Source organism: Lawsonella clevelandensis (genome assembly GCF_003241315.1).
In the GTDB taxonomy this organism is placed as follows: Bacteria; Actinomycetota; Actinomycetes; order Mycobacteriales; family Mycobacteriaceae; genus Lawsonella; species Lawsonella clevelandensis_A.
This window is the reverse complement of the sequence record NZ_QFOZ01000002.1, coordinates 149,732-171,819: the sequence shown is the minus strand read 5'-3', so window position 1 is coordinate 171,819 and position 22,088 is coordinate 149,732. Positions and strand designations below refer to the sequence as shown.

Annotated in this window: 19 protein-coding genes; 2 read left to right on the top strand and 17 right to left on the bottom strand. The window is 50.2% G+C overall.

What is annotated here, in order from left to right:
* Nucleotides 1-56 precede the first annotated feature (56 nt).
* From DI579_RS03135 to DI579_RS03110, 6 genes are all read right to left on the bottom strand, one after another.
* The gene (locus tag DI579_RS03135; RefSeq protein ID WP_303678679.1) at nucleotides 57-848 is read right to left on the bottom strand and encodes a YigZ family protein; all 792 of its coding nucleotides are present in this window, start codon (nucleotides 846-848) and stop codon (nucleotides 57-59) included.
* A complete protein-coding gene (ilvA, locus tag DI579_RS03130) occupies nucleotides 848-2,101 on the bottom strand; it encodes a threonine ammonia-lyase IlvA (RefSeq protein ID WP_290598455.1) in 1,254 nt (417 codons plus the stop codon). Before ilvA ends, DI579_RS03135 begins: the two co-directional genes overlap by 1 nt.
* Before the next feature lie 51 nt (nucleotides 2,102-2,152).
* A complete protein-coding gene (dnaE, locus tag DI579_RS03125) occupies nucleotides 2,153-5,701 on the bottom strand; it encodes a DNA polymerase III subunit alpha (protein ID WP_290598426.1) in 3,549 nt (1,182 codons plus the stop codon).
* 144 nt (nucleotides 5,702-5,845) lie between these two features.
* Entirely contained in the window at nucleotides 5,846-6,772 is a 927-nt protein-coding gene (locus tag DI579_RS03120; protein ID WP_303678678.1) for an RluA family pseudouridine synthase, read from the bottom strand.
* Entirely contained in the window at nucleotides 6,769-7,350 is a 582-nt protein-coding gene (gene lspA / locus DI579_RS03115; RefSeq protein WP_303678677.1) for a signal peptidase II, read from the bottom strand. The genes DI579_RS03120 and lspA overlap by 4 nt, the downstream gene beginning before the upstream one ends.
* Nucleotides 7,351-7,410: 60 nt before the next feature.
* The gene (locus DI579_RS03110) at nucleotides 7,411-7,908 is read right to left on the bottom strand and encodes a hypothetical protein (RefSeq protein ID WP_290598423.1); all 498 of its coding nucleotides are present in this window, start codon (nucleotides 7,906-7,908) and stop codon (nucleotides 7,411-7,413) included.
* A gap of 132 nt (nucleotides 7,909-8,040) precedes the next feature.
* On the opposite strand from DI579_RS03110, the gene DI579_RS03105 reads away from it, so the two are divergent.
* Nucleotides 8,041-9,066: an asparaginase domain-containing protein gene (locus tag DI579_RS03105; protein WP_290598422.1), complete on the top strand. Its 1,026-nt coding sequence runs from the start codon at nucleotides 8,041-8,043 to the stop codon at nucleotides 9,064-9,066.
* Between the two features lie 35 nt (nucleotides 9,067-9,101).
* Here DI579_RS03105 and DI579_RS03100 read toward each other — a convergent pair whose 3' ends face one another.
* Nucleotides 9,102-10,556: a DNA polymerase IV gene (locus DI579_RS03100; protein ID WP_303678676.1), complete on the bottom strand. Its 1,455-nt coding sequence runs from the start codon at nucleotides 10,554-10,556 to the stop codon at nucleotides 9,102-9,104.
* Between the two features lie 147 nt (nucleotides 10,557-10,703).
* Here DI579_RS03100 and DI579_RS03095 point away from each other — a divergent pair, with 147 nt between their 5' ends.
* On the top strand, nucleotides 10,704-11,276 hold the full coding sequence (locus tag DI579_RS03095) for an HdeD family acid-resistance protein (protein ID WP_290598421.1): 573 nt from the start codon (nucleotides 10,704-10,706) through the stop codon (nucleotides 11,274-11,276).
* Between the two features lie 129 nt (nucleotides 11,277-11,405).
* Here DI579_RS03095 and ileS read toward each other — a convergent pair whose 3' ends face one another.
* The 10 genes from ileS to murC form a co-directional block, all read right to left on the bottom strand.
* Complete coding sequence (ileS, locus tag DI579_RS03090) at nucleotides 11,406-14,624, bottom strand: isoleucine--tRNA ligase (protein WP_303678675.1); 3,219 nt, start codon at nucleotides 14,622-14,624, stop codon at nucleotides 11,406-11,408.
* A gap of 339 nt (nucleotides 14,625-14,963) precedes the next feature.
* Entirely contained in the window at nucleotides 14,964-15,197 is a 234-nt protein-coding gene (locus DI579_RS03085; RefSeq protein WP_303678674.1) for a hypothetical protein, read from the bottom strand.
* A 134-nt stretch (nucleotides 15,198-15,331) separates the two neighbouring features.
* Nucleotides 15,332-16,039, bottom strand: coding sequence for a DivIVA domain-containing protein (locus DI579_RS03080; protein WP_290598418.1), 708 nt, complete (start codon nucleotides 16,037-16,039; stop codon nucleotides 15,332-15,334).
* Nucleotides 16,040-16,219: 180 nt separating this feature from the next.
* Nucleotides 16,220-16,540, bottom strand: a complete 321-nt coding sequence (locus tag DI579_RS03075) for a YggT family protein (protein WP_290598417.1) — start codon at nucleotides 16,538-16,540, stop codon at nucleotides 16,220-16,222.
* A 111-nt stretch (nucleotides 16,541-16,651) separates the two neighbouring features.
* A complete protein-coding gene (locus DI579_RS03070) occupies nucleotides 16,652-16,912 on the bottom strand; it encodes a cell division protein SepF (RefSeq protein WP_303678687.1) in 261 nt (86 codons plus the stop codon).
* A 68-nt stretch (nucleotides 16,913-16,980) separates the two neighbouring features.
* Nucleotides 16,981-17,877, bottom strand: a complete 897-nt coding sequence (locus tag DI579_RS03065) for a YggS family pyridoxal phosphate-dependent enzyme (RefSeq protein WP_303678673.1) — start codon at nucleotides 17,875-17,877, stop codon at nucleotides 16,981-16,983.
* Complete coding sequence (locus DI579_RS03060; RefSeq protein WP_303678672.1) at nucleotides 17,870-18,655, bottom strand: polyphenol oxidase family protein; 786 nt, start codon at nucleotides 18,653-18,655, stop codon at nucleotides 17,870-17,872. Before DI579_RS03060 ends, DI579_RS03065 begins: the two co-directional genes overlap by 8 nt.
* A 29-nt stretch (nucleotides 18,656-18,684) precedes the next feature.
* Nucleotides 18,685-19,782 carry a cell division protein FtsZ gene (ftsZ, locus tag DI579_RS03055; RefSeq protein ID WP_306558933.1) on the bottom strand — a complete coding sequence of 366 codons (1,098 nt, stop codon included), beginning with the start codon at nucleotides 19,780-19,782 and terminating at the stop codon, nucleotides 18,685-18,687.
* 139 nt (nucleotides 19,783-19,921) lie between these two features.
* Complete coding sequence (locus DI579_RS03050) at nucleotides 19,922-20,614, bottom strand: cell division protein FtsQ/DivIB (RefSeq protein WP_290598413.1); 693 nt, start codon at nucleotides 20,612-20,614, stop codon at nucleotides 19,922-19,924.
* Between the two features lie 4 nt (nucleotides 20,615-20,618).
* Complete coding sequence (murC, locus tag DI579_RS03045; RefSeq protein WP_290598412.1) at nucleotides 20,619-22,076, bottom strand: UDP-N-acetylmuramate--L-alanine ligase; 1,458 nt, start codon at nucleotides 22,074-22,076, stop codon at nucleotides 20,619-20,621.
* Nucleotides 22,077-22,088: the final 12 nt, after the last annotated feature.

Genomic DNA, 22,088 nt, shown 5'->3' with positions numbered 1-22,088 from the left:
CTTAATTGTTGTTTGTCTCTATCCACAAAAACACTGATGTAAAACATTAAGATGTTTTACATCAGTTGAGATTCATACATCATCCGCCCTGTTCGGTAAGGTTTTTGAGAACCCGCCGACAGGGCGGATGTGTGTTCACAGAACACTGCAGCATCAGCAGGTTTCATTACAGCCACCACTATTACGGAAGCCATAGGATCAGGATGCCGTGCCGCTTCCACGTCATCAGCGATCGCTGAACTAGTTTGTGCAGACTCTCCAGAGCATGCAGTGTCTACTGCGTCTACGGGGAGTAAACCTTCACCATAAAAGACATCAACTACTTCAAGACCTCTCCCCCGTAAATCGGCTTCCCACCGTCCCACATCAATAATGGGGGCCTGTACCGACCACAGATCTACTAGTCGGCAAACGGCAAGACGTTTCGACTGGCGTGCCGCAGTAATCCCCTTATTTACAGCATCGGTGTAGGCACGCACCAATCCCCCCGTGCCCAACAAAATACCGCCGAAATAGCGCACCACAACAGCACACACATTAACAAGATCTGCACCACGCAAAGCGGCAAGCATCGGTTTACCAGCAGTCCCGGAGGGCTCTCTATCATCACTCGAACGCTCTTGTACGTCACCACTTCCACCACCTAACCGAAAAGCCGTGCAATGGTGGCGGGCTGTCGGGTGCAGACGCCGAATCTCCTCGATAAAAGCACGGGCATCCTGCTCATTTTCTACACGTTGCAGATAACAAATAAACTGCGACCGCTTAATCTCAATTTCTGCGGTAACCGAAGATCCAGTACTTAGACTACAAAACTGAGGGATGTCTACAGACAACTTTTCAACCACTACGTCAGGTATTCATACGCTGGAGTACCTGGGAGTAATCGCTCACACTCGATACCGCTTTCTTCCATACGATGGAGCAGAGCATGCAACCCAGTAGCGGTTCCTAATTGGATACCAACCAATGCGGCACCAGTTTCACGATTGTTCCGCTTCACATACTCGAACAGGGTGATATCGTCATCCGGGCCAAGCACGCGGTCGAGAAACTCACGTAGTTGACCTGGTTTCTGCGTAAAGTTGACTAAGAAATAATGCTTAAGACCTCGGTCAACTAAAGAACGTTCAATAATCTCGCTATAGCGAGAAACATCATTGTTACCGCCGGAGATAATACACACAACTGAGCTTCCTGGAGCAAAGCGCAACTGTTGCAGGGCCGTCACAGAAAGAGCACCAGCTGGTTCGGCGATAATCCCCTCATTTTGGTAAAGATCCAACATCTCTGTGCAGACAGAGCCTTCGGAGACAGTGAGAAGATCAATCATCTTACGATGGGCATCAAGTATTGCATAGGTAACATCGCCACAACGCTTGACGGCTGCCCCATCCACAAACGGGTCAGTATCCCCCAGAGTAACAGGACCTCCCATATCCAGAGCTGCCGCTACAGATGCCGCTCCCGCCGGCTCCACTCCAATGACTTCTGTCTCGGGACTCGTCTCGGCAAGATAGGTGACAACGCCAGAAAGGAGACCACCACCCCCCACTGGAACAATAACCATACTGGGTTGCTCCCCAATATCAGCAAGTTGCTCAACGATTTCTCGGGCAACAGTCCCCTGTCCTGCAATAGTGCTGGGATTATCAAACGGTGCCACCCATGTAGCCCCCGAGTCCTGCGCATTCTGCATAGCGGCGGCAGCGGCGTCGTCAAAAGAATTACCTGTTACTACCAGCTCTATTGCATCTCCACCGTGATACATAATGCGATCACGCTTTTGTTTAGGAGTATTAGAGGGAACATAAATACGTCCCTGTACTCCCAAGGTGCGACACGCGTACGCTACCCCCTGCGCATGGTTACCAGCAGATGCCGCTACAACGCCGGCCCTACGCTGTTCGTCGTTAAGCTGCGCAATAACGTTATAGGCACCACGAATCTTGTATGAGCGGACACCTTGCAAATCCTCTCGCTTCAGGTAAATCTTAGCGCCCGTCATTTCCGAAAGACGTGGAGAGTAATACAGCGGAGTACGCTCCACAACTCCACTAATAATTTCCGCAGCTTTTTCAACATCGGCAGCTGTGGGCATAATAACCTGGGGTTCTAGAGGATTTTTATTCACAGTATTTATACTAGCCCACTACACACAGTGACTGTTGAAACTAGCTTTTAGATCAGAGATCAACTCACTGCTTTGTCTCACTCGGAGAGCCTCCGACAAAGCAAGTCGTTCCACTCTTCCCTCTGCTTCCAGTGTTACTACAACAGGCGATGGTCCTGCATGCCGTTGCAGAATATCACGTAGCTTAGCTAGCCTCTCGGGCGTACACATTTGTGTCTTAAGCCGTAAATTAAAGACTGGTGCAATACCATCCTGGCTAAAATCAGGCACAGTAAGATCGTCACCAAAGATACTCATGCGGTCATCGCGGATATTGACATGCGCTCGGACAATAACAACTGCATCTTCGATAATGTGCATACCGATCTTTTGGTAAAGACGCGGGAAGAAGAGCACCTCCACTCCACCTTGCAGATCCTCGATGCGAACAATGGCCCACGGCTCACCCTTCTTGTTGACGCGTCGATCAACTGCCGCGATGATGCCACCGATGACGACCGTTTTACCGTTGGGAAGTTCGCCCTCCAGAATAGTGGTAATGGACGTATCTGTACGTTCTTGTAACGCTGTTTCCAAACCATCCAGTGGATGTCCAGAAACATAGAGTCCCAACATTTCTCGTTCTAAAGTAAGACGTTGTTTTTTATCCCATTCATCATCCGGCACCTGCACTTCAAAAGCGTTACTCACAGAGTTATCTTCTTCTGCTCCGAAGCCTGCAAAAAGGTCGAACTGTCCAGCTGCAGCGGCTTTCTTCGTCCCCATAACGGCATCAATAGCATCTGAATGCACCTCGAAAAGTCCTTTTCGAGAATGTCCCAGAGAGTCGAAAGCTCCTGCCTTAATAAGAGATTCCGTAACCTTCTTCGTACAAGCTGTCTGCCCTATCTTGTTGAGATAGTCAGTGAAGTTTGTAAATGCGCCCTGTACAGTACGCGCATCAACAATCTCATCCACGGCCTGTTCACCAACATTACGTACAGCGCCCAAACCGAAACGAATATCTTGTCCCACTGGTGCAAAGTTCCAAATAGATTCGTTCACATCCGGTTGTAGGACTTGAATACCCATACGGCGACAATCCGACAAATACAGTGCTGTCTTATCTTTATCATCACCCACAGAAGTGAGCAGTGCTGCCATATATTCAGCCGGGTAATTTGCCTTCAAATAGGCAGTCCAGTAGCTGACCAGTCCATATCCTGCCGCGTGCGACTTGTTGAACGCGTATCCGGCGAAGGGCAGAATCGTCTCCCACAAAACTTTGATAGCCTCGTCAGAATAGTTACGCTCGCGCATACCGGCCTGGAAGTTGTCGAACTCTTTCGCCAATACTTCCGGCTTCTTTTTACCCATGGCACGACGGAGCAAATCTGCTTGGCCAAGAGAATAGCCCGCTACCTTCTGAGCAATTTGCATAATCTGCTCTTGGTAAACAATAAGGCCGTATGTTTCCGCGAGAATATCTTTCAGCGGCTCATCAAGCTCGGGATGAATGGGCTCTACCGGGGCACGCCCATTCTTACGATCCGCATACGCCCAGTGTGCACCCACCCCCATCGGCCCTGGTCGGTACAGTGCCAGCGAGGCAACAATATCGTTGAAGCCTGTTGGCTCCATCTTTTTCAGCAACTCACGCATACCGCCACTATCAAGCTGGAAAACGCCCAGCGTATCCCCGTGGCGGAGTAACTCATACGATTTTTCATCCGTTAGCTGAAGACGATCAAGATCAAGTATTTCCCCATCGCGATTGCGCTTAATGTTTTCCAGCGCATCGCCAATAACAGTGAGGTTTCGTAGCCCTAGGAAGTCCATCTTCAACAGGCCAATAGCCTCACACGAAGGATAGTCCCATCCGGTAATAAGAGCACCGTCTTGGGTACGCTTCCACATAGGGATACAGTCCAACAGTGGCTCACTGGACATAATGACAGCACACGCGTGTACACCCGCCTGGCGAACCATACCTTCCAGACCACGGGCTGTTTCATAAATACGCTGTACGTCCGGGTCGGTTTCGATGAGGGCGCGAATCTCGGAAGCCTCACCATACCGGGGATGGTTAGGATCCATAATGCCGGAAAGTGGAATATCCTTCGCACCTTGCGCTGGCGGCAGTGCCTTCGTCATACGATCTGCGATCGCATACCCAGGCTGCCCGAATTGGACACGTGCCGAGTCTTTAATAGCAGCCTTAGTTTTAATAGTGCCGAAGGTAATAACCTGTGCTACTTTATCTGCACCCCATCGCTCAGATGCGTAGCGGATCATTTCCCCGCGACGACGATCATCGAAGTCCATATCGATATCAGGAGCGGAAGGACGTTCTGGGTTAAGGAAGCGCTCGAACAGAAGACCGTGCTTGACCGGGTCGATATTAGTAATACCCAAGGCGTAGGCAATAAGAGCGCCTGCGGCGGAGCCACGCCCCGGACCAACTTTAATGCCGACTTCACGTGCATGGCTGACCAGGTCGGCCACCACCAGGAAGTAGGTTGGGTACCCCTTCTGGATAATAACGTCAATCTCGTAATTGGCACGTTCAATATAGTTTTGCGGCACTCCATCAGGGAAACGCCATTCAAGGCCTTCCTTCACTTCATGACGAAGCCAGGCTTCTGCATCGTAGCCCGGTGGAGTATCGAAGTTGGGCATCCGGTCATGATATTTCCACACGTTGGAATAGTCGCCAACGCGCTCAGCTATCCATAGTGTGGTATCACATGCCCCTGGAACTTCCTTATCCCAGCGAGCACGAATTTCTTCTGGTGGAATAAGGTAATAGCCGTCACCATCAAATTTAAAGCGTGAGGGATCAGAGAGCGTTTTTCCCGTCTGCACACATAACATAGCTTCGTGTGCCTTCGCCTGATCTTGTGTGACGTAGTGACAGTCATTGGTAATGACGGGACGCATGCCAAGATCTTTTCCCAATTTGAGAAGATCTTCACGGACTCGCCGTTCAATATCAATGCCATGGTCCATAAGCTCCAGCAAGAAATTTTCTTTGCCGAAAATACTCTGCCACTTCTCCGCGGACTCGTAGGCTTCCTTTATCTGGCCAAGGCGTAAACGAGTCTGAATTTCGCCGGAGGGGCAACCAGAAGAAGCAATGACACCTTTTGAATATTGAGAGATAAGGTCAGCATCCATACGAGGCCATTTACCCAATTGTCCTTCATAGGATGCAAGGGAGGACAGGCGGAAGAGATTATGCAATCCCTCTTCATTTTCTGACCACAATGTCATGTGGGTATAGGCGCCTGAACCGGAAACATCATCGCCGCGTTGCGACGGATCACCCCAACGCTGGCGGGTCTTATCAAAACGGGATCCGGGGGCAATATATGCTTCCACACCGATAATGGGTTTTACACCTGCAGCGATTGCTGCTTTATAAAAATCGGATGCCCCATACATATTGCCGTGGTCGGTCATTCCCACTGCTGGCATACCTAGACGATTGCACTCTTCCATGAGCTTATCGATCTTTGCCATACCGTCCAGCATGGAAAACTCAGTATGGTTATGGAGATGGACAAATGATGACTTGCCCACTGCCATCCCCTCTCTCTATCTAGGATTTAACAGCTAACTACATATTTACTGGCAACTACCGTTGTAAGAATGCTATTACTCTGTCAGTACGTGACTAGTTTAGTAGACGTGTCCAACATCGCCAGTACCCGGGTGGACGAGCTAACGCTTTTAGCTTTCTTCTCGAAGAATGGACAGGGCGCGCGCTAAATCAGCTGGATAATCACTCTCAAATTCCACCCATCGGCCATCTGCAGGATGGACAAAACCTAGCTTTTTAGCATGCAGCCATTGTCGCTCAAGGCCTAACCGTGCAGACAATGTGGGGTCTGCACCATAGGTAGGGTCCCCCACACAAGGATGATGAAGAGCTGAAAAGTGAACACGTATTTGGTGGGTACGCCCCGTTTCTAGATGCACGTCAAGAAGTGTTGCCCGCCGGAAAACTTCCACGGTGTCATAGTGAGTGATGGAGGGTTTCCCATCTGGGCGTACACAAAAACGCCAATCATTACCGGTGTGTCGGCCAATAGGAGCATCAATTGTTCCTGACAACGGATCCGGGTACCCCTGCACGATGGCATGATAGGTTTTTTCCACAGTCCGGTCTCTAAAAGCCTGCTTCAGCACGCTATAGGCGTGTTCTGACGTAGCCACCACCATAAGACCTGAGGTACCCGCATCAAGACGGTGCACAATGCCTTTTCGCTCCGGCGGTCCAGAAGTAGTAACCCGGTATCCGGCAGCGGCAAGACCTCCCACAACAGTGGGGCCAGTCCACCCCAAAGAAGGATGGGCAGCTACGCCAGCTGGTTTGTCCACGACCACAATATCGTTATCAGCATAAACAACATGCATCCCGGGAACTGGTTCCGCCACAACAGTAAGAGGCTGTGGCGGATCTGGCAATGTCACTTCCAGAAACCCCTCCACCATTTTGAATGACTTGCCAATAGCAACCCCATCGAGCATCACATGGCCTTCTTCTGCAAGATTTGCAGCAGCACTCCGCGATACACCCAAAAGACGGGACAATGCGACATCGGCACGAAGATTAACTAAGCCGTCGGGCACTGACATTGCGCGATAATCACTCATAAGTGAGACACCTGCGACGACGCATCGGTTTTCTCTGCAGCCGGGGACACTGTTAACTTTTTACCCACCAATAAGCAGATAAGAACAATAACGACACCAATAGTGACGGCACTGTCAGCAACATTAAAAACAGGGAATTGTCCCACTGAAATAAAGTCAATGACGTGCCCAGAAAATGCTGCAGGTGGACGGAAAAGCCGATCATAGAGATTCCCAAAAGCCCCACCTAGTATTAATGCCAGCCCAGTAGCCCACGCATTACTTGTGGTACGCCACAGCGCAGAAGCAACAGCAGAGATAATCACCATGCTGAAAATAGTGATGAAAACTGTGAACTTTTCCCCTAATCCAAATGCCGCACCGGAATTCAGTACATGCGTAATCCGAATATTTCCCCAGGATGCATGTGTTTCCCCTACCGGGATAGTCGCTACTACCCATGCTTTTGTGAGGTAATCAATAACCAGAATAATGCCAGCGAGAGCAAAGAAAAGAGTGCGCCGCTTATATGCAGCCCGACGTGCAGCAATAGCAGCGGACGCATCGTATGACGACTGTTTTTTCTGTGGTACGGGCACTCTTCGCTAGATCTCCTTACAGGGCATTATTGAGGCTATTGGCGGGGTGACGGAATGATATTACGTGTTGCACACTGCCGGCACGCTATCTGGCATGAGCAAAGAAATGGTGTTGCACATGTACGACTTAGAGATTTTCCACTTCTTCTTGTCGTAGATAAACTTCACTTCACTGCCCTGGGGAGGCTGGCCGGGAATAGACATCTCAACATGCACAGTGCGAGTAGTGGGGTCAGTGGGGATAATCTGTCCAGAAAGTTTAATAGTGGCGTTGGACTCTTGCTTGGCCTGCGTAATTTTCTCGAAAAGCTCTGGTGATTTTTCACCATCTTCAACAGTGTCAAGTTTGTCTTTTGTTGGTACTTTCGGATCAAGAGCACGGTCCAACAGTGCTTGTAGCTGCTGCAAGGTAGGCTCGGGGATCGCCGGCCGTTTTAATGAGCTCATAGCAGCACTACGGCTTGCCTCTACTTCAGGTGGTACTGAGGTAGTACATGCAGTTAACGCCATTACCGCTGTAACAGCGATAAGGGTCGCACCGATGCGTCGTGCAGTCATAGGGCTCCTAGAAGGTCAACTAGTGTTCTACAGTCACACTACTCGTTTTTAAGTCATCTCTCCGCATGGAGTGTTGTCACTTGCCGGCACGTCGCTATTGACCTTTACTCCCAAAACCCACACTCTTAAAGGGTGACTACCGCGAATATTGTTGTGCTAGCTACTGGTGGAACGATCTCCAGTACTGCTTCTACTACTTCTCACGAACACACGAATAATGGTCTCTCGCCATCTCTTAGCGGCGAGGATTTGTTACGAACGCTGCCCTCCGACCATCCCTTCGTTGTACAGAAAAACGCCACTATTCACGTGAATAACGTCTATCACAAAGACTCCTCCCAGCTTCTCCCCACAGATATTGACCGTTTGACCGATGCGGTCCTTACAGCTTTAGACGCTGGTGCAACGGGTATCGTGGTGGTACATGGCACCGACACACTAGAATCGACAGCGCTCTGGCTACAGCTTGTATGTCCACTGGCGCACTATCATTGTCCACTCGCCATAACTGGGGCTACTTTTGCCGCAGATAGCAGCACTCCAGATGGCCCTCAGAATCTTGCTGATGCACTGAGTTACGTCACTAATCCACAGGCAGAGTCAACTGTAAAAATAGTATTTGGCGGCGCTATCCTTCCTGCGTGGGGAGCGTTAAAACTAGCGACAGACCAGCGCACCGCATTTGCCTCCGTCTGCCCGGCAAACGCGACAAGCACTGGGTTAACTGAGTTGCTCGTTGACATGCCTATACATCCGATCCCTCGTCTTTCCGTCAATACTCCCCTTGTGCGTATTGTGACAGTCGATTTCGGGGATGATGGGTCCCTCTTACGTCTTGCGTGTGAACCATCCGGTGCTGTTCCTGTACGCGCCATCATTATTGAAGCGTTGGGCAGCGGTAATCTTCCCGCTGCCACTGCTACCGTTCTTCATGAGTTACGCACAACGTATCCTGAGATTATTTTCGTGGTGACCTCCCGGGTACCGTTAGGGCCAGTATCAGCACTGTACGGCTGCACTGGCGGTGGTGCGGATTTGGCCGCAGCAGGTATCCCCTTAATCAAAAATTTACGGGCTCCACAGTGCCGCATACTTTTGCTTGCACTACTCCAAGCGGGCTACTCCACTGCGCAAATTAAGAACATTCTCCACGCATAAAACATGCCTAGAACCCGCATAGAACCAGTGCATAATTAATCTGCATGTAGTCGGTGTAATTCTTCTTCTGGCCAGTCGAGGCAGAGTAGTGGATCTGCCGGAGTAAGGTCGGCAGTTTCCTCTGTAAACGTCATCACTCGCCCCGGGCCACTAGTACGCGTTTCAAATCGGACGGATACTTTCCCCTGGCCCGCCCCCTGTATCCAGCCAAACCCATACGTAGGATGCATAACGTCCATGCCGGATTGCCAGCGTGGGCAGTCCGGCATGTGTAATAAGGCACGCTCAGAGCCATATACTCCCTGTCCCGTTGTACCGGGGATAGTTACTGTTTGAGCGTCACTATTGTCGCGTTCTTCCTCAATATTGACTTCCCAGTCCAGTCCAGGGAAAAGAGATTCCTGCTGAACAGTAGTAAGCCCAGAAAACCCAACTCCCACAAGACGACATGCTCCCACCGTGGCAGGATCAAGGGCAAGCCGGTGTGCGAGGGCCAGTAAAGTCCGTATATCGGTAGTGGCATAGGGCAATGTTGCGGACCGTGAGATGATGGTCATATCTGACAGTTTTTGTTTAACCGTAACGGTTCTGGCGGCACGCCCATCGTGGAGAAGACGCCGGTGGGCATCGTCACCATTATCGTCAATAGCCGCTATAATGCCGGCCTTATCAGTAATATCTGTCCGATAAGTAGACTCGGAACTGATTTGTTTAGCGATGGCCCGCTCGCATACTGGGCGATTATCAAAGCCACGTGCTAGCCCTTGTAATTGTCGGCCCACTGCAGACCCTAGTAATGCTTTCGCGTCCTTCTCTGAGAGATCTGCTAGATCACCAATGGTAAGAATGTTTTCTTTCTGCAGCTTTTTTTCGCTGACGGGGCCCACTCCCCACAATTTTCGTACTGACAGCGGACGCAGAATTTTATTCATAAGGGATGCTGGAATAATCTGCACACCATCCGGTTTCGCCATTCCTGACCCAATTTTGGCGTATTGCTTCCCACTTCCCGCCCCAAAAGAAAGAGATAACCCAATCTCTTCTCGCACAACGCTGCGCAGCATTTCACAATACTCAAGAACGTCAGCCCCCGTGCACCCATGTAATTCTGCGGGTTCGAGGAATGCTTCATCGACGGAAAGCTGTTCTATAACCGGGACATACGTTCGTAGTAGCCGGAATATACGGCGGCTGACAGTGCGGTACACCACTCCACGAGTTGGTACAACAACACCACGTGGTTCAATAAGCCGGGCTGCCTGATGCATAGGCATAGCCGAATGACATCCCAATGCACGTGCTTCATACGATGCCCCCGCTACTACCCCACGACCTGAACGTCCCCCTACTAGGACAGGACGCCCCTGCAAGGTAGGGCGGGTGAGCTGCTCAACAGAGCTAAAGAAGGCATCCATGTCACAGTGCAATACCCATCTATTCTGGCGACACGCCAGATCCTTAGAAGAAAGATGGTATGCACTGCTGTCCACAGTGCCAGTGTATGTCACACTCTGCCCATAAAGAGAAAGAAGAAGTGGCGAAGGATATTCGAGGACAGCAGGAATACTGACCGATATGCTGGAAGCAGAGAGTTAGGTACTTTTGTGCCGCACCGACCACCATAGCTTGGAGAAGAAATGGAATTCATGGAAAAGGCAGCCCGCGATTTGTGGCGTACATGGCTAATAGTAGGTGTTTTTGCCCTCCTGATTGGAATTGTTGCAGTGGCGTGGCCCGATAGTACCGTCAAGGTTGTCACTATTATCTGCGCTGTGGGAATTATTGTTGGTTCTCTTGCACTTGGTGCATTGTCCGTCTCAACAAAAGAAATTTCCCCACTCTGGGGTCTGGGGGTCTTTTTCTCAGTAGTGGGCATTATCGTCGGCATTGCGGCAGCAATTAACCCGGACACCTTCAGTGTTGTTCTCGCCTTGATCTTCGGTATTGTTGCTCTTGTTTCTGGTATTGGCAATATTGGTGCCGGCAGCGTCACTGCAGTAGCAGGTGTTGGCTGGCCAGTTATTACCAGTGGTGTTGCACAAGTAATTATTGGCTTATTACTTATCATTTCTCCCTTCACCTCACTCATCGGTATTGCGTGGGCGCTGGGAGTCATGGCCATTCTGCTGGGTATTTCTATGCTGGTATCCGCTATTGTTATCCGCCAAACTCTTGCAAAGAATGGCGAAAACGTCTCCTTCATGGGTTAATAGCCTGATGGGCTAGCCCTACGACTATTACTATCTACAAACGGTAGATAAAAGGCTCCTCCCCCACTCACCTCATTCTGTGAGCTATGGGGAGGAGCCTTCGATTATTCTCTACTGCCTCTACTGTTTCTACTGTGCAACTTTATGAAGACTGCCTGTTACACCATCACCCAGATCGAGCTCTCCACCCTGTTCTGGAGTAGTAATAGTAAGGTCAACTGCCAGGACTTCACCAGAGATAAGATCGCGGTGCCGCTCCGCCCAGGTACGTAGTTTCTCGGGCACACCCATGGTAAGGCTGATGCGGTCGGAGACTTCCAGTCCAGCCGCGCGCCGAGCATCCTGTATTTCACGAATGCGGTCCTTGGCCCATCCTTCAGACTCCAGATCATCATTAAGAGTCATATCCAAGATGACGAGTCCCTTACCGTCTGGAAGAGCAGCGGTGGAATCGGGATTCTGCGCGACTAGACGCTGCGTATACTCTGTATCCTTCAACTCAATACCGCCTACTGTGGCAGTACCGTCTGCATGAACCTCATAGTCGCCAGCCTTAGCGGCTTTAATAGCCTTCTGGACATCCCCACGCAGACGTGGCGCCGCAACCTTAGCGTTCACTTGTAGTTGGAATTCACCGTAGGACGCAACGTCATCGGTAAGTTTTACCTCCCGCAAATTCATTTCTTCCGCAATGATGTCGGTGAAAGGTGCTAGTGCATCCACGTGCGGGGCCGCGACAGTCGCCGACAGTAGTGGCAAGCGAACGCGTAGCTTATGCGCTTTACGAATAGAGGAGATTGTAGAGCACACTACCCGCACACGGTCCATCGCAGCTACCAGCTCCGCATCATGCGGCAGGAGATCAGACTCTGGCCAATCCGTAAGGTGTACTGATTCACCACCAGTAAGGCCCCGCCAGATAACCTCCGACGCGAACGGTAGCAGTGGCGCAGCCAATCGGCACGTTACCTCGAGCACCGTGTAGAGAGTATCGAAGGCGTCTTTAGCATCCTGACTAGACTCCTCCCCCTCCCAGAAACGAGCACGGGACCGACGCACATACCAGTTCGTAAGAGCGTCGATGAAAAGACGAAGCGTTTCACAGGCATTGGCGATGTCCGTTGTCATCATCTGCTCAGTGAGAACATCACGTGTTTCCGCCAACTTGGCGAGAATGTAGCGGTCAAGAACATTTGCACTATCAGTGCGGAATGTTGCTTCCTCAGACGCATACATTTGGAAGAAACTGTACGTATTCCACAGTGGTAGAAGTGCCTGCCGCACACCGTCACGAATGCCCTGCTCTGTTACGACCAAGTTGCCGCCGCGCAGAATTGGGGAAGACATGAGGAACCACCGCATGGCGTCGGATCCATCACGATCGAAAACCTCGTTGACGTTAGGATAGTTGCCCTTCGACTTGGACATCTTGAGGCCATCATTGCCCAACACAATACCGTGCGCGACAACCGCTTTGTAGGAAGGCTTATCAAAAAGTGCCGTCGCTAAAACATGCAGGGTATAGAACCATCCACGAGTTTGCCCAATGTATTCAACAATGAAATCGCCCGGGTAGTGGGACTCGAACCATTCCTTATTCTCAAACGGATAATGTACTTGCGCATAGGGCATGGAACCTGACTCAAACCAGCAGTCCAATACTTCGGGGACGCGGCGCATCATTGATTTACCCGTCGGATCATCCGGGTTAGGACGTACCAGCTGGTCAATATCGGGGCGATGCAGGTTGGTGGGACGCACACCAAAATCGCGTTCTAGTTCATCGAGAGAACCGTAAACGTCCGTACGCGGATAATTCGGATCATCAGACTCCCACACAGGAATAGGAGCACCCCAGTAGCGGTTACGGCTGATATTCCAGTCACGCGCATTAGAGAGCCACTTCCCGAATTGTCCGTCGCGAATATGGCTGGGAATCCACGTAATGTCATCGTGGTTGAGCTCCACCATACGGTCTCGGAATTTCGTGACAGCCACAAACCAGCTCGGCAATGCCATATAGATAAGAGGCTCTCCCGAACGCCACGAGTGCGGATAGGAATGGTCAATAGTTTCCTGCCGGAAAACTCGCCCCAATCCCTTAATGTCCTTAATGATGCGAGGATTGGCGTCAAAGACTAAAAGCCCCTCATACTCTGGTACTTCAGAAATGAATTTACCGTCCATATCAACGGGAATAACCAGCGGAATATCGTACTTATTGCACGTATTCATATCGTCTTCGCCGAAAGCAGGAGCCTGGTGGACAACACCAGTACCAGAATCCATTGTGACGTAATCAGCAAGCAGAATCTGGAAAGAATTGGCGTTATCGGCAAAGTAGTTGAAAACCGGAGTGTAGGAAAGCCCCGCCAATTCGCTACCGGTAACCCGTGCCATAACCTTTGGCTTTTTACCGAGCTCACGAGAATAAGCAGATAGACGTGCTTCCGCAAGAACAACTCGGCTTCCCGCAAACTGTGCTGGTGCCTTCTCCCCTGCTACTTCCACCACCACATAAGTCTCATTGGGATGCACGGCGATAGCCAGGTTAGAGGGAAGCGTCCACGGCGTCGTCGTCCAGATGAGGGCAGCTGCACCATCAAAGGGTGTACCAGACAGAGGATGATCTGCGGGGATACAAAGCGGCATAGCTACTGTTAGCGCAGGATCCTGCCGCATCTTGTAGGAATCATCCAGGTGAGTTTCCTGGTTAGATAGTGGTGTGTGTTCCGCCCAGGAGTACGGCAGTACCCGGAATCCTTTATAGATAAGTCCCTTATCATAAAGAGTTTTAAAGGCCCACAGCACAGACTCCATATAACCGATATCAAGAGTCTTATAACCATTGTCGAAATCTACCCAGCGTCCCTGCCGCGTGACGTAGTCTTTCCACTCCTGTGTGTATTTCAGAACAGACTTTTTGCAGTAGGCATTAAACTCTGCCAGACCCATGTCATCGATCTCGGTATGGTTCTTAATACCCAACTGTTTTTCTGCTTCTAGTTCTGCAGGCAAACCGTGTGTATCCCACCCAAAGCGACGATCAACTTTGTAGCCCATCATCGTTCGGAACCGCGGCACAATGTCCTTGACGTACCCCGTCAACAAGTGACCGTAGTGCGGAAGACCGTTAGCAAACGGAGGACCATCATAGAAGACGTATTCTTCCGCATCCTCACGCTGCGCAACAGATTTTTTAAACGTCTCATGTTCTTCCCAGTACTTCAGAACTTCTTGCTCTAATTCTGGGAAAGAGGGACTAGTAGTGCCGCGCCCATTCGTCATATCGCTTTTTGGGTAGGCGGCACCAACACTGGTTTTAGTACTGTGAGAATCGGTACTCATATGGGCGAAACTCCTCGTGCCTAACATCAATATGTGTTGGTCACGGGGACGAGGCATGTGCTTCGCGGTACCACCCCGCTTGATTGCAGAATCCGCAATCCGCTTCATTAGAGCTATATCGGGCTCTCCCGTCCGGTTCTACTGAGTTACCAAATAGTGCAGAAGTAGTTCTTCATGCAGCTTTTATATCAATAACTGTTCTTCCGAAGGCTCCCCGCTGATAACGGATCAATGCCAGATTTTTATTGTAACGATTGTTCTTGTTACAGCAACAATTGTCACAATAATAAACCGCGGTAATAAAACTGTAACAAAGATATAGCGTGATGTGACGTAGTTTTAAGAGTTTGTACTGTTTCCTACAGTGCCTGCAGTGGCTTCTGCATCACCGGAGGTACTAAACCCACTAGAGTTACTAGAGTTATCGGTGCCATCGATACTGTCGGCAGGTGCATCAGCATCAGAGAGTTCTTTTTTGTTGTCTTTTTTCTGATGATTTTTCGCAATATCAATGATGAGAAAGATGAATCCCAGAACACAGACACCGATACACACCCATGCAAGAGACAGCATGCCTGTGGCAAGAGCAGCTATGAGCAGAGCAAGTCCAATAACAGTGCATACAAGAGCCAGATTGTAGACGTCACTGCTGCTGTTAAGCTGTGACTCACGCTTTCTTCAAAGTTTCTTCAGAGGGGAAGACTAAACTACTTGCTGGAGAAGCTATCTCCAATATTAGAACCGCGTAGGTCGGCTAGCTGTCCTTCGAGTAGATCCTGCAAGCGGGTACGGTACTGACGCTCGAAAGTACGCAACTGATCAATACGGCCTTCCAGAACAGAACGCTGCTGATTGATAGTAGCCATCATCTCGGTGTGCTTACGCTCAGCTTCTGCTTCCATCTCTGCAATAGCTGACTCGGTTTCATGCATACGACGATCTGCAGTGTCATTGGCCTCGGTTACCATACGATCAGCTTCAGAACGAGCAGAGGACACCATTTCGTCAGCTTCACGACGTGCATCGCTAGTGAGACGATCAGCCATATCCTGAGCCATACCCAAAATATGAGCAGCCTTGAGATTAGTTTCCGACTCGTTAGCAACCGGTGCTGGTGCAGCCTGCTGGACAACGACAGGCTCAGCTGCAGCTGCCTCACGTGCATTCTGGGCTTCGCTACGCGCAGAATCTGCTTCCTTCTGCGCAACCTCTACAGAATCCTGAGCCTCACTCAATTCGGTAGTGAGCTCATCGATGCGCTGCTGCAGATTTGAATTTTCCTCAATCAGACGGCTTAACTCGTCCTCAATAAGGTCGAGGAACTGATCAACTTCTTCCTCGTTGTAACCACGCTTACCAATCGGCGGACGGCTAAAGGCTACATTGTGAACATCTGCTGGAGTCAGCGTAGGCATGGGAACTCTCCCTCTCTTGTCTCTCACGAGTCACATGAGTTTACATACATAATACTGCCATAGCGGCCGTATTCTCTACGAAAAACCGCAGTTCATGGAAAAGCCTAGCGGACTTTTCCTTTTAACTCCTATTCCTCGTAGGAAATATCCTTATTTTAAAAGTATCAAAACCTAGTTTTATTAGGGCACAAGGCTTCCCAAAGTAACTGGTGTTGCCCCTAGGGTAAAGGTAATAGACACCAAGATACTAACGATGAAGAACACGATAATGGGGGAAAAATCAATTCCCACTCCCCCCATTCTTACCGGGTGCATCACTTTTCTCAGCGGCAGAAGACACCAATCAGTAGCACGGAAAACAATCTCTAACACTGCTGCTAATCGAGATCCAGGAGACCACGAACGACCGAAAGAATGGATCATCTCCACCGTTATACACACGATAAGAAGCAACCACAGAATGCGTAACAGGTAATACAACACGGTTGCGAAAATTGTCACAGGCCTACCCTACCAAGATTTTTTACTCTCACCCTATGGATGAAAACACCACTGTGCTACTGGTGAAATACTACTAAACTACTGAAAAAGCTCCCTGTACGGTACTTAACCTTACACACCATAATTGTGCTCTAGGCGACGCCGCTCACTAGCATCAACAGTTGTCTCAGCTGGAGAAAGAAGAAAAACTTTCTTCGCGATACGCTCTACAGTACCGTTTAAGGCAAAAACGAGACCCGAAGCGAAATCTACAAGACGCTGTCCGAGGTCACTATCCAGTTTCGAAAGGTCCATGACGACGGGGTTTCCCTCACGGAAGCGCTGACCAATAAGTTCAGCTTCCGCATAATTTTTAGGACTTACCGTCGTAATCTGGGTAGACCGTCGAGGAGATGTGTAGCGATCTTCCCCAGAACGTCGATCCCCGTAACGACCACGATCTAGTGGAGGTAGTGGCGTACTACCGGGGTGGGCAGAAGCGTCATAGTCATCCTGGTAAGAATCACCATAACCATAGCTGTCATTATATTTGTCGCTAAAGTCCTCAGACTCAACATAGTCCTCGGCATAATCAGGTTGCTCCGTTGGCGAAGCCATACCGAATGCGTTGGTCGCGGACCTAGAATAGCAGTCCCAATACGCACACACGTGGAACCATGCGCAATAGCTTTTTCCATATCGCCACTCATCCCTGCCGAAATTTCTGCTGCATGAGGATGATCTACTTGAAGCTTCTGGCTTAGGTTATACAACTGGGAAAAAGCCCAATCTGCGTCTGAGTGAAGCGGTGGAACAGCCATAAGACCGCGCAAAAGTAAATGATCTGCATCATCTACATAGTCTGCCAAAGAGAAAATCTCTTCCTCCTTAGCACCTCCACGGGCAGTATCTCCATCCAAACTGACCTGAAGAAAAACACCTAGTGTTTCCTCCACCCGTTCGCCTTCATCGAGAGCTCGCTGCATCCCTCGAGACAACCCAGTGACAAGACGCGCTGAATCAACTGAATGAACGCTACTTGCCCACCGCGCCACAGAATTACACTTATTGCGTTGCAGTTGGCCAATCATAGACCATTCCGCAGGAATACCACTTAATATGTTCTCTTCAGCATCACGGTGGTGAAGATCATGTATTTTCTGTCGGGCTTCTTGCTCACGATTCTCCCCAAAGTTACGTACTCCAAGACGCACTAATTCAAGAACATCACTGAGGGGATGAAATTTAGTGACCACCATGAGTGTGACATCATCGCAGGAACGGCCAGCTTTCTTGCATGCAGCAGCAATACGATCACATGTTTCCTGATAACGACTTGCAATACTATTTTCAGTCATTACTCCTCCAGATCACGCCTGCTTGACAGCCAGTTTTTCCTTCTCTATATGTACTGAAGAATGCGGGATCTTCAATGGTACAGCGAGGATCTATAGTGACACCGGCCAGACCTGCTTGTACCAGCTGATAAGCAATACCACGACGTAAATCCACAGAAGGCTGCCCTTGTGGCGTTTTCGATCGTGTATGCGGAACTCTGTTTTCCATATCCGCTGCTACAGCTTCCGATACTCGCATGTTTCTACCAGTTGCAGAGGGGCCAAGAAGAGCATGCATGCGATGCGGATCGGCATCCAGCTGTTGCATGGCATCCACTGTATTGGCAATAAGTCCAGCACGAATACCGAAAAGGGAACCATGCAACGCTGCTATAACGCCAGCTTCATCATCACCTAATAGAACTGGAACGGCATCAGCAGTAAGTACTACAAGAGCTAACTCTGGAGCAGTAGTGACTACTGCATCTGTAGCTGGAATAGGGGCAGTAAAACGAGTATCTGCAGTTGCCTCGATAACACTGACATGAGGGCTCTGTAATTGCTCCATATAAACAAAGCGTTCCAGAGGAAGGTGGAGTTTTTCGGCAAGCCTCTCCCTATTGTGGGCAACAGTGACGGGATTATCGCCCACGTCCAAGGAAAGATTTAACCCATGGTAACGGCCCGTCGAGAATCCTCCCGCACGAGTAGTAATGACGCGCCTCACCCGCAGAGAACGTGATCCCACCACTGCAGCGGAATTATCAGTAGTCTGCGAGTGCACAGCTTTCGTCGTCATACCAGTCACTCCGTACAAAAACCTGTACGTTAACGCATAAATGGAGGAATATCGATGTCATCCTCATCAGAAACTCGAGTAGTGCGCTGACGAATACTCATAGCAGAGCTTTTCTCTGCGACTTCCTCGATATCCTCTTCAGATGCGTCAGTCTCATTCTCAAAGACGCGTGCCGGCGGTTCTCCACCTTCAAAACCTGCTGCCACCACGGTGACGCGAACTTCGTCACCAAGTGAATCATCAATCACCGTACCAAAAATAATGTTGGCATCTGGATGAGCCTTCTCACGAACAATACTGGCGGCCTCATTAGCTTCAAAAAGGCCAAGATCTGATCCACCAGCAATGGAGAGCAGTACACCTTTGGCGCCTTCCATGCTGTATTCCAGCAGAGGAGAGTTAATGGCGGCATCCGTAGCTTTACTAGCACGATCGTTACCAGAAGCTCGCCCAATACCCATTAGTGCAGCACCAGAGTCAGCCAATACTGACTTCACATCGGCAAAGTCAACGTTAATGAGTCCCGGAGTGGAGATGAGGTCGGTAATGCCTTGTACGCCATTGAAAAGAACCTCATCGGCTTTAGAGAAGGCCTCATTAATGGAGATAGTCTTATCTTCCTGTTGTAGAAGCCGATCGTTGGGAATAGTGATGAGAGTGTCACACGCATCCCGTAGCTTCTCAATACCATGCTCCGCATTGTCGGCACGACGTTTGCCCTCAAAGGAGAAAGGCTTGGTAACAACAGCAACCGTAAGCGCACCTAAACCACGGGCGATCCCCGCAACAATAGGAGCTCCACCAGTTCCGGTTCCGCCGCCTTCACCAGCAGTAACAAAAACCATATCGGCGCCCGTAAGAACATCCTCAATATCCTGCGAATTGTCCCGGGCAGCACGCTCACCTACTGCGGGATCAGCTCCCGCACCCAAGCCGCGTGTTGTGGACTGGCCAATATCAAGTTTGGTGGGGGCATCGCAGTCCAGCAGATCTTGTTCATCAGTATTAAGTGCAATGAAATCGACGCCGGTCATGCCCTCGCCGATCATTCGTTTGATAGCGTTGGTACCGCCGCCACCAATACCGACTACTTTGATTACAGCCAGATTATGTTGTGGCGTAGTCATTGGAATAGCCTCTCCCGTCTAAAGCTGAGGTTGAAGGTTTAGAGAGTCCTTCAGTGCGGATAAAGAATAAAGACCGTCACAGAGTGCCCAAAATAGACACACCGGAAGAACCAAAATTAATGAGGGACTCTATCTTTTACTAGCGCCTAGTGGGAAGTTCTGGGTTAGAAACATTCCAGGTAGCGCCCGGCTGCGTAAGCACAATACGCATCGATTCCACTTTTTCATCTAACCGCGTGGGAGACCCTAGCTCCACAGTTCTCCCACTACGCATCCGCAAAACGACCATTGCTGCAGAATCTACAGTAATTGTCCGCACTCGTGTAAGAATGTCCTTGGGCAAATGCTGGGCAGTTGTTAACGCAGCCTCCCGCTGCAACGTATTGTGAAGCGGCTGAGGCACCACAATCTCAGGAATGCGACGCGTAGGGCGCCGCACATGCATCGCTACTCCACTCGCGTCCAACTCGTACATCTTCCCCTCAAACTCGCAATAAACAAGAGGGGTACGCTCCGTCACTTCCACCGTAACAAGATGCGGATAGCTCTTTTCCACACGCACATGTTTTACTCGCGGAAGCTCCGCAATTCGCACAGCAACATCATGAGTATCCAACTCAGCCATACGCGTATTCATAGGAATTTGAGCCTGCTGCAGAACTTGCTCCTTTGTAAGGACCCGAATTCCCTCCACTGACGTATCTGTGACAAGGAAAAGAGGTGTCGCAAAGAGCACAACAGCAGCTGCGAGAATAGCAACAATAACAACACCGAGCACTGTCTGTAGTCCTATCCGCACAGAAGAAGACACAGCACGGCGTTCTTCAGCCACAGTCCTAGCCTTTCAAGAGAGCGATGACGGCATCGGCTTCCATAGTAACGTTGCCGGCACCCATCGTCAGGACAATATCTCCTGGCTCCGCAATGGCAGCAACATCGTAAGGCACTTTAGAAAAGTCCGGTTGATACTTATGCGGGATGGTGAGCTGAGTAGTAATAAGTTCGCTTGTGACACCCGGGATAGGCTTCTCCCTCGCCCCATAAATATCCAGGACAATAGCATAATCGGCAAGGTCAAGGGCCTTCGCGAATTCTTCTGCGAACTGCTCTGTACGGGAGAACAAATGCGGCTGGAAACAGACAATGACACGCCCTGGATGACCTAGGCCTTGTGCGTCCGCGTCAGCTACTTCACGTGCCGCAGTAAGTACTGCCCGTGCCTCCGTAGGATGATGGGCGTAATCGTCATAAACACGAATTCCCCCTACATGGCCGTGATACTGAAAACGTCGATTCACTCCCCCAAAATGGGTAAGCGCCTCCAAGGCTTCACTGACATCTCCGCCATAGTCACGAACAGCGATCAAGGCGGCAAGCGCATTCAACGCCATGTGCTCTCCGGGAACGGGAAGTACTAGTTCACGTGGACTATCGTCTCCTGCAAGATGAATACGAGCCACTAGCCCATCTAAAGTAGGCTCCCACGCCTCCAACACCCCCGCCATGGGAATTCCATCGCGTTGTGCCTGTGCTGCCGCAGCTGCTGTTCCATATCCAAGGACCCGAATTCCCTTTTGTACAGCATAAAGCGCTAATGTGTGCGATCCTGGATCATCCACGCACACAATTAATGAGCCCGCAGGATCAATACAATCGAGAAAATCTGCAAAGACCTGACAGTAGGCTTCTGGGGTACCGAAGAAATTAAGATGGTCCGGTTCTACGTTTGTGACAATTGCCATGCTCGCGCGATACTGCAGCAACGATGCATCAGATTCATCAGCCTCCGCGATAAAAAGATCCCCCGAACCATGATGGGCGTTAGTTCCGGTTTCGTGGAGGGCACCACCGACAGCAAAAGACGGATCACAGCCTAAAGATTGGAAGGAAACAACCGCCATTGATGTCGTAGAGGTTTTGCCGTGAGTACCTGCCACTAGCAGAGTCTTGTATCCCTGCATCAACTGGGCAAGAACCTGCGACCGAGTACGGATAGGAATACCGAGACGGCGCGCTTCACGCAATTCTGGATTAGTGTCCGGGATTGCTGCATACGAGACAATAACGCAGGAAGGCTGTTCGGAGAGCAATTCAAGATTCTTAATGTCATGCCCAACTGCCACTTTTGCTCCCCGCGCGCTAAGTGATACGAGTGCGCGAGAATCGCGGACATCAGACCCACTTACTTCTCCTCCACGGGCAAGCAGAATACGCGCAACACCGGACATTCCCGCGCCACCAATACCAATCATGTGAACGCGTTGGAGTTCTGGGGGAAGAGTAGCCGTTATCATGCTGTTTTCTCC

Excerpts from the sequence above, each read along its gene's own strand:
- ilvA (WP_290598455.1), bottom strand. The coding sequence starts at position 2,101 with ATGCCCACAGCTGCCGATGTTGAAAAAGCTGCGGAAATTATTAGTGGA.
- dnaE (WP_290598426.1), bottom strand. The coding sequence starts at position 5,701 with ATGGCAGTGGGCAAGTCATCATTTGTCCATCTCCATAACCATACTGAG.
- DI579_RS03120 (WP_303678678.1), bottom strand. The coding sequence starts at position 6,772 with ATGAGTGATTATCGCGCAATGTCAGTGCCCGACGGCTTAGTTAATCTT.
- DI579_RS03110 (WP_290598423.1), bottom strand. The coding sequence starts at position 7,908 with ATGACTGCACGACGCATCGGTGCGACCCTTATCGCTGTTACAGCGGTA.
- DI579_RS03095 (WP_290598421.1), top strand. The coding sequence starts at position 10,704 with ATGGAATTCATGGAAAAGGCAGCCCGCGATTTGTGGCGTACATGGCTA.
- ileS (WP_303678675.1), bottom strand. The coding sequence starts at position 14,624 with ATGAGTACCGATTCTCACAGTACTAAAACCAGTGTTGGTGCCGCCTAC.
- DI579_RS03085 (WP_303678674.1), bottom strand. The coding sequence starts at position 15,197 with ATGCTGTCTCTTGCATGGGTGTGTATCGGTGTCTGTGTTCTGGGATTC.
- DI579_RS03080 (WP_290598418.1), bottom strand. The coding sequence starts at position 16,039 with ATGCCTACGCTGACTCCAGCAGATGTTCACAATGTAGCCTTTAGCCGT.
- DI579_RS03065 (WP_303678673.1), bottom strand. The coding sequence starts at position 17,877 with ATGACTGAAAATAGTATTGCAAGTCGTTATCAGGAAACATGTGATCGT.
- DI579_RS03060 (WP_303678672.1), bottom strand. The coding sequence starts at position 18,655 with ATGACGACGAAAGCTGTGCACTCGCAGACTACTGATAATTCCGCTGCA.
- ftsZ (WP_306558933.1), bottom strand. The coding sequence starts at position 19,782 with ATGACTACGCCACAACATAATCTGGCTGTAATCAAAGTAGTCGGTATT.
- murC (WP_290598412.1), bottom strand. The coding sequence starts at position 22,076 with ATGATAACGGCTACTCTTCCCCCAGAACTCCAACGCGTTCACATGATT.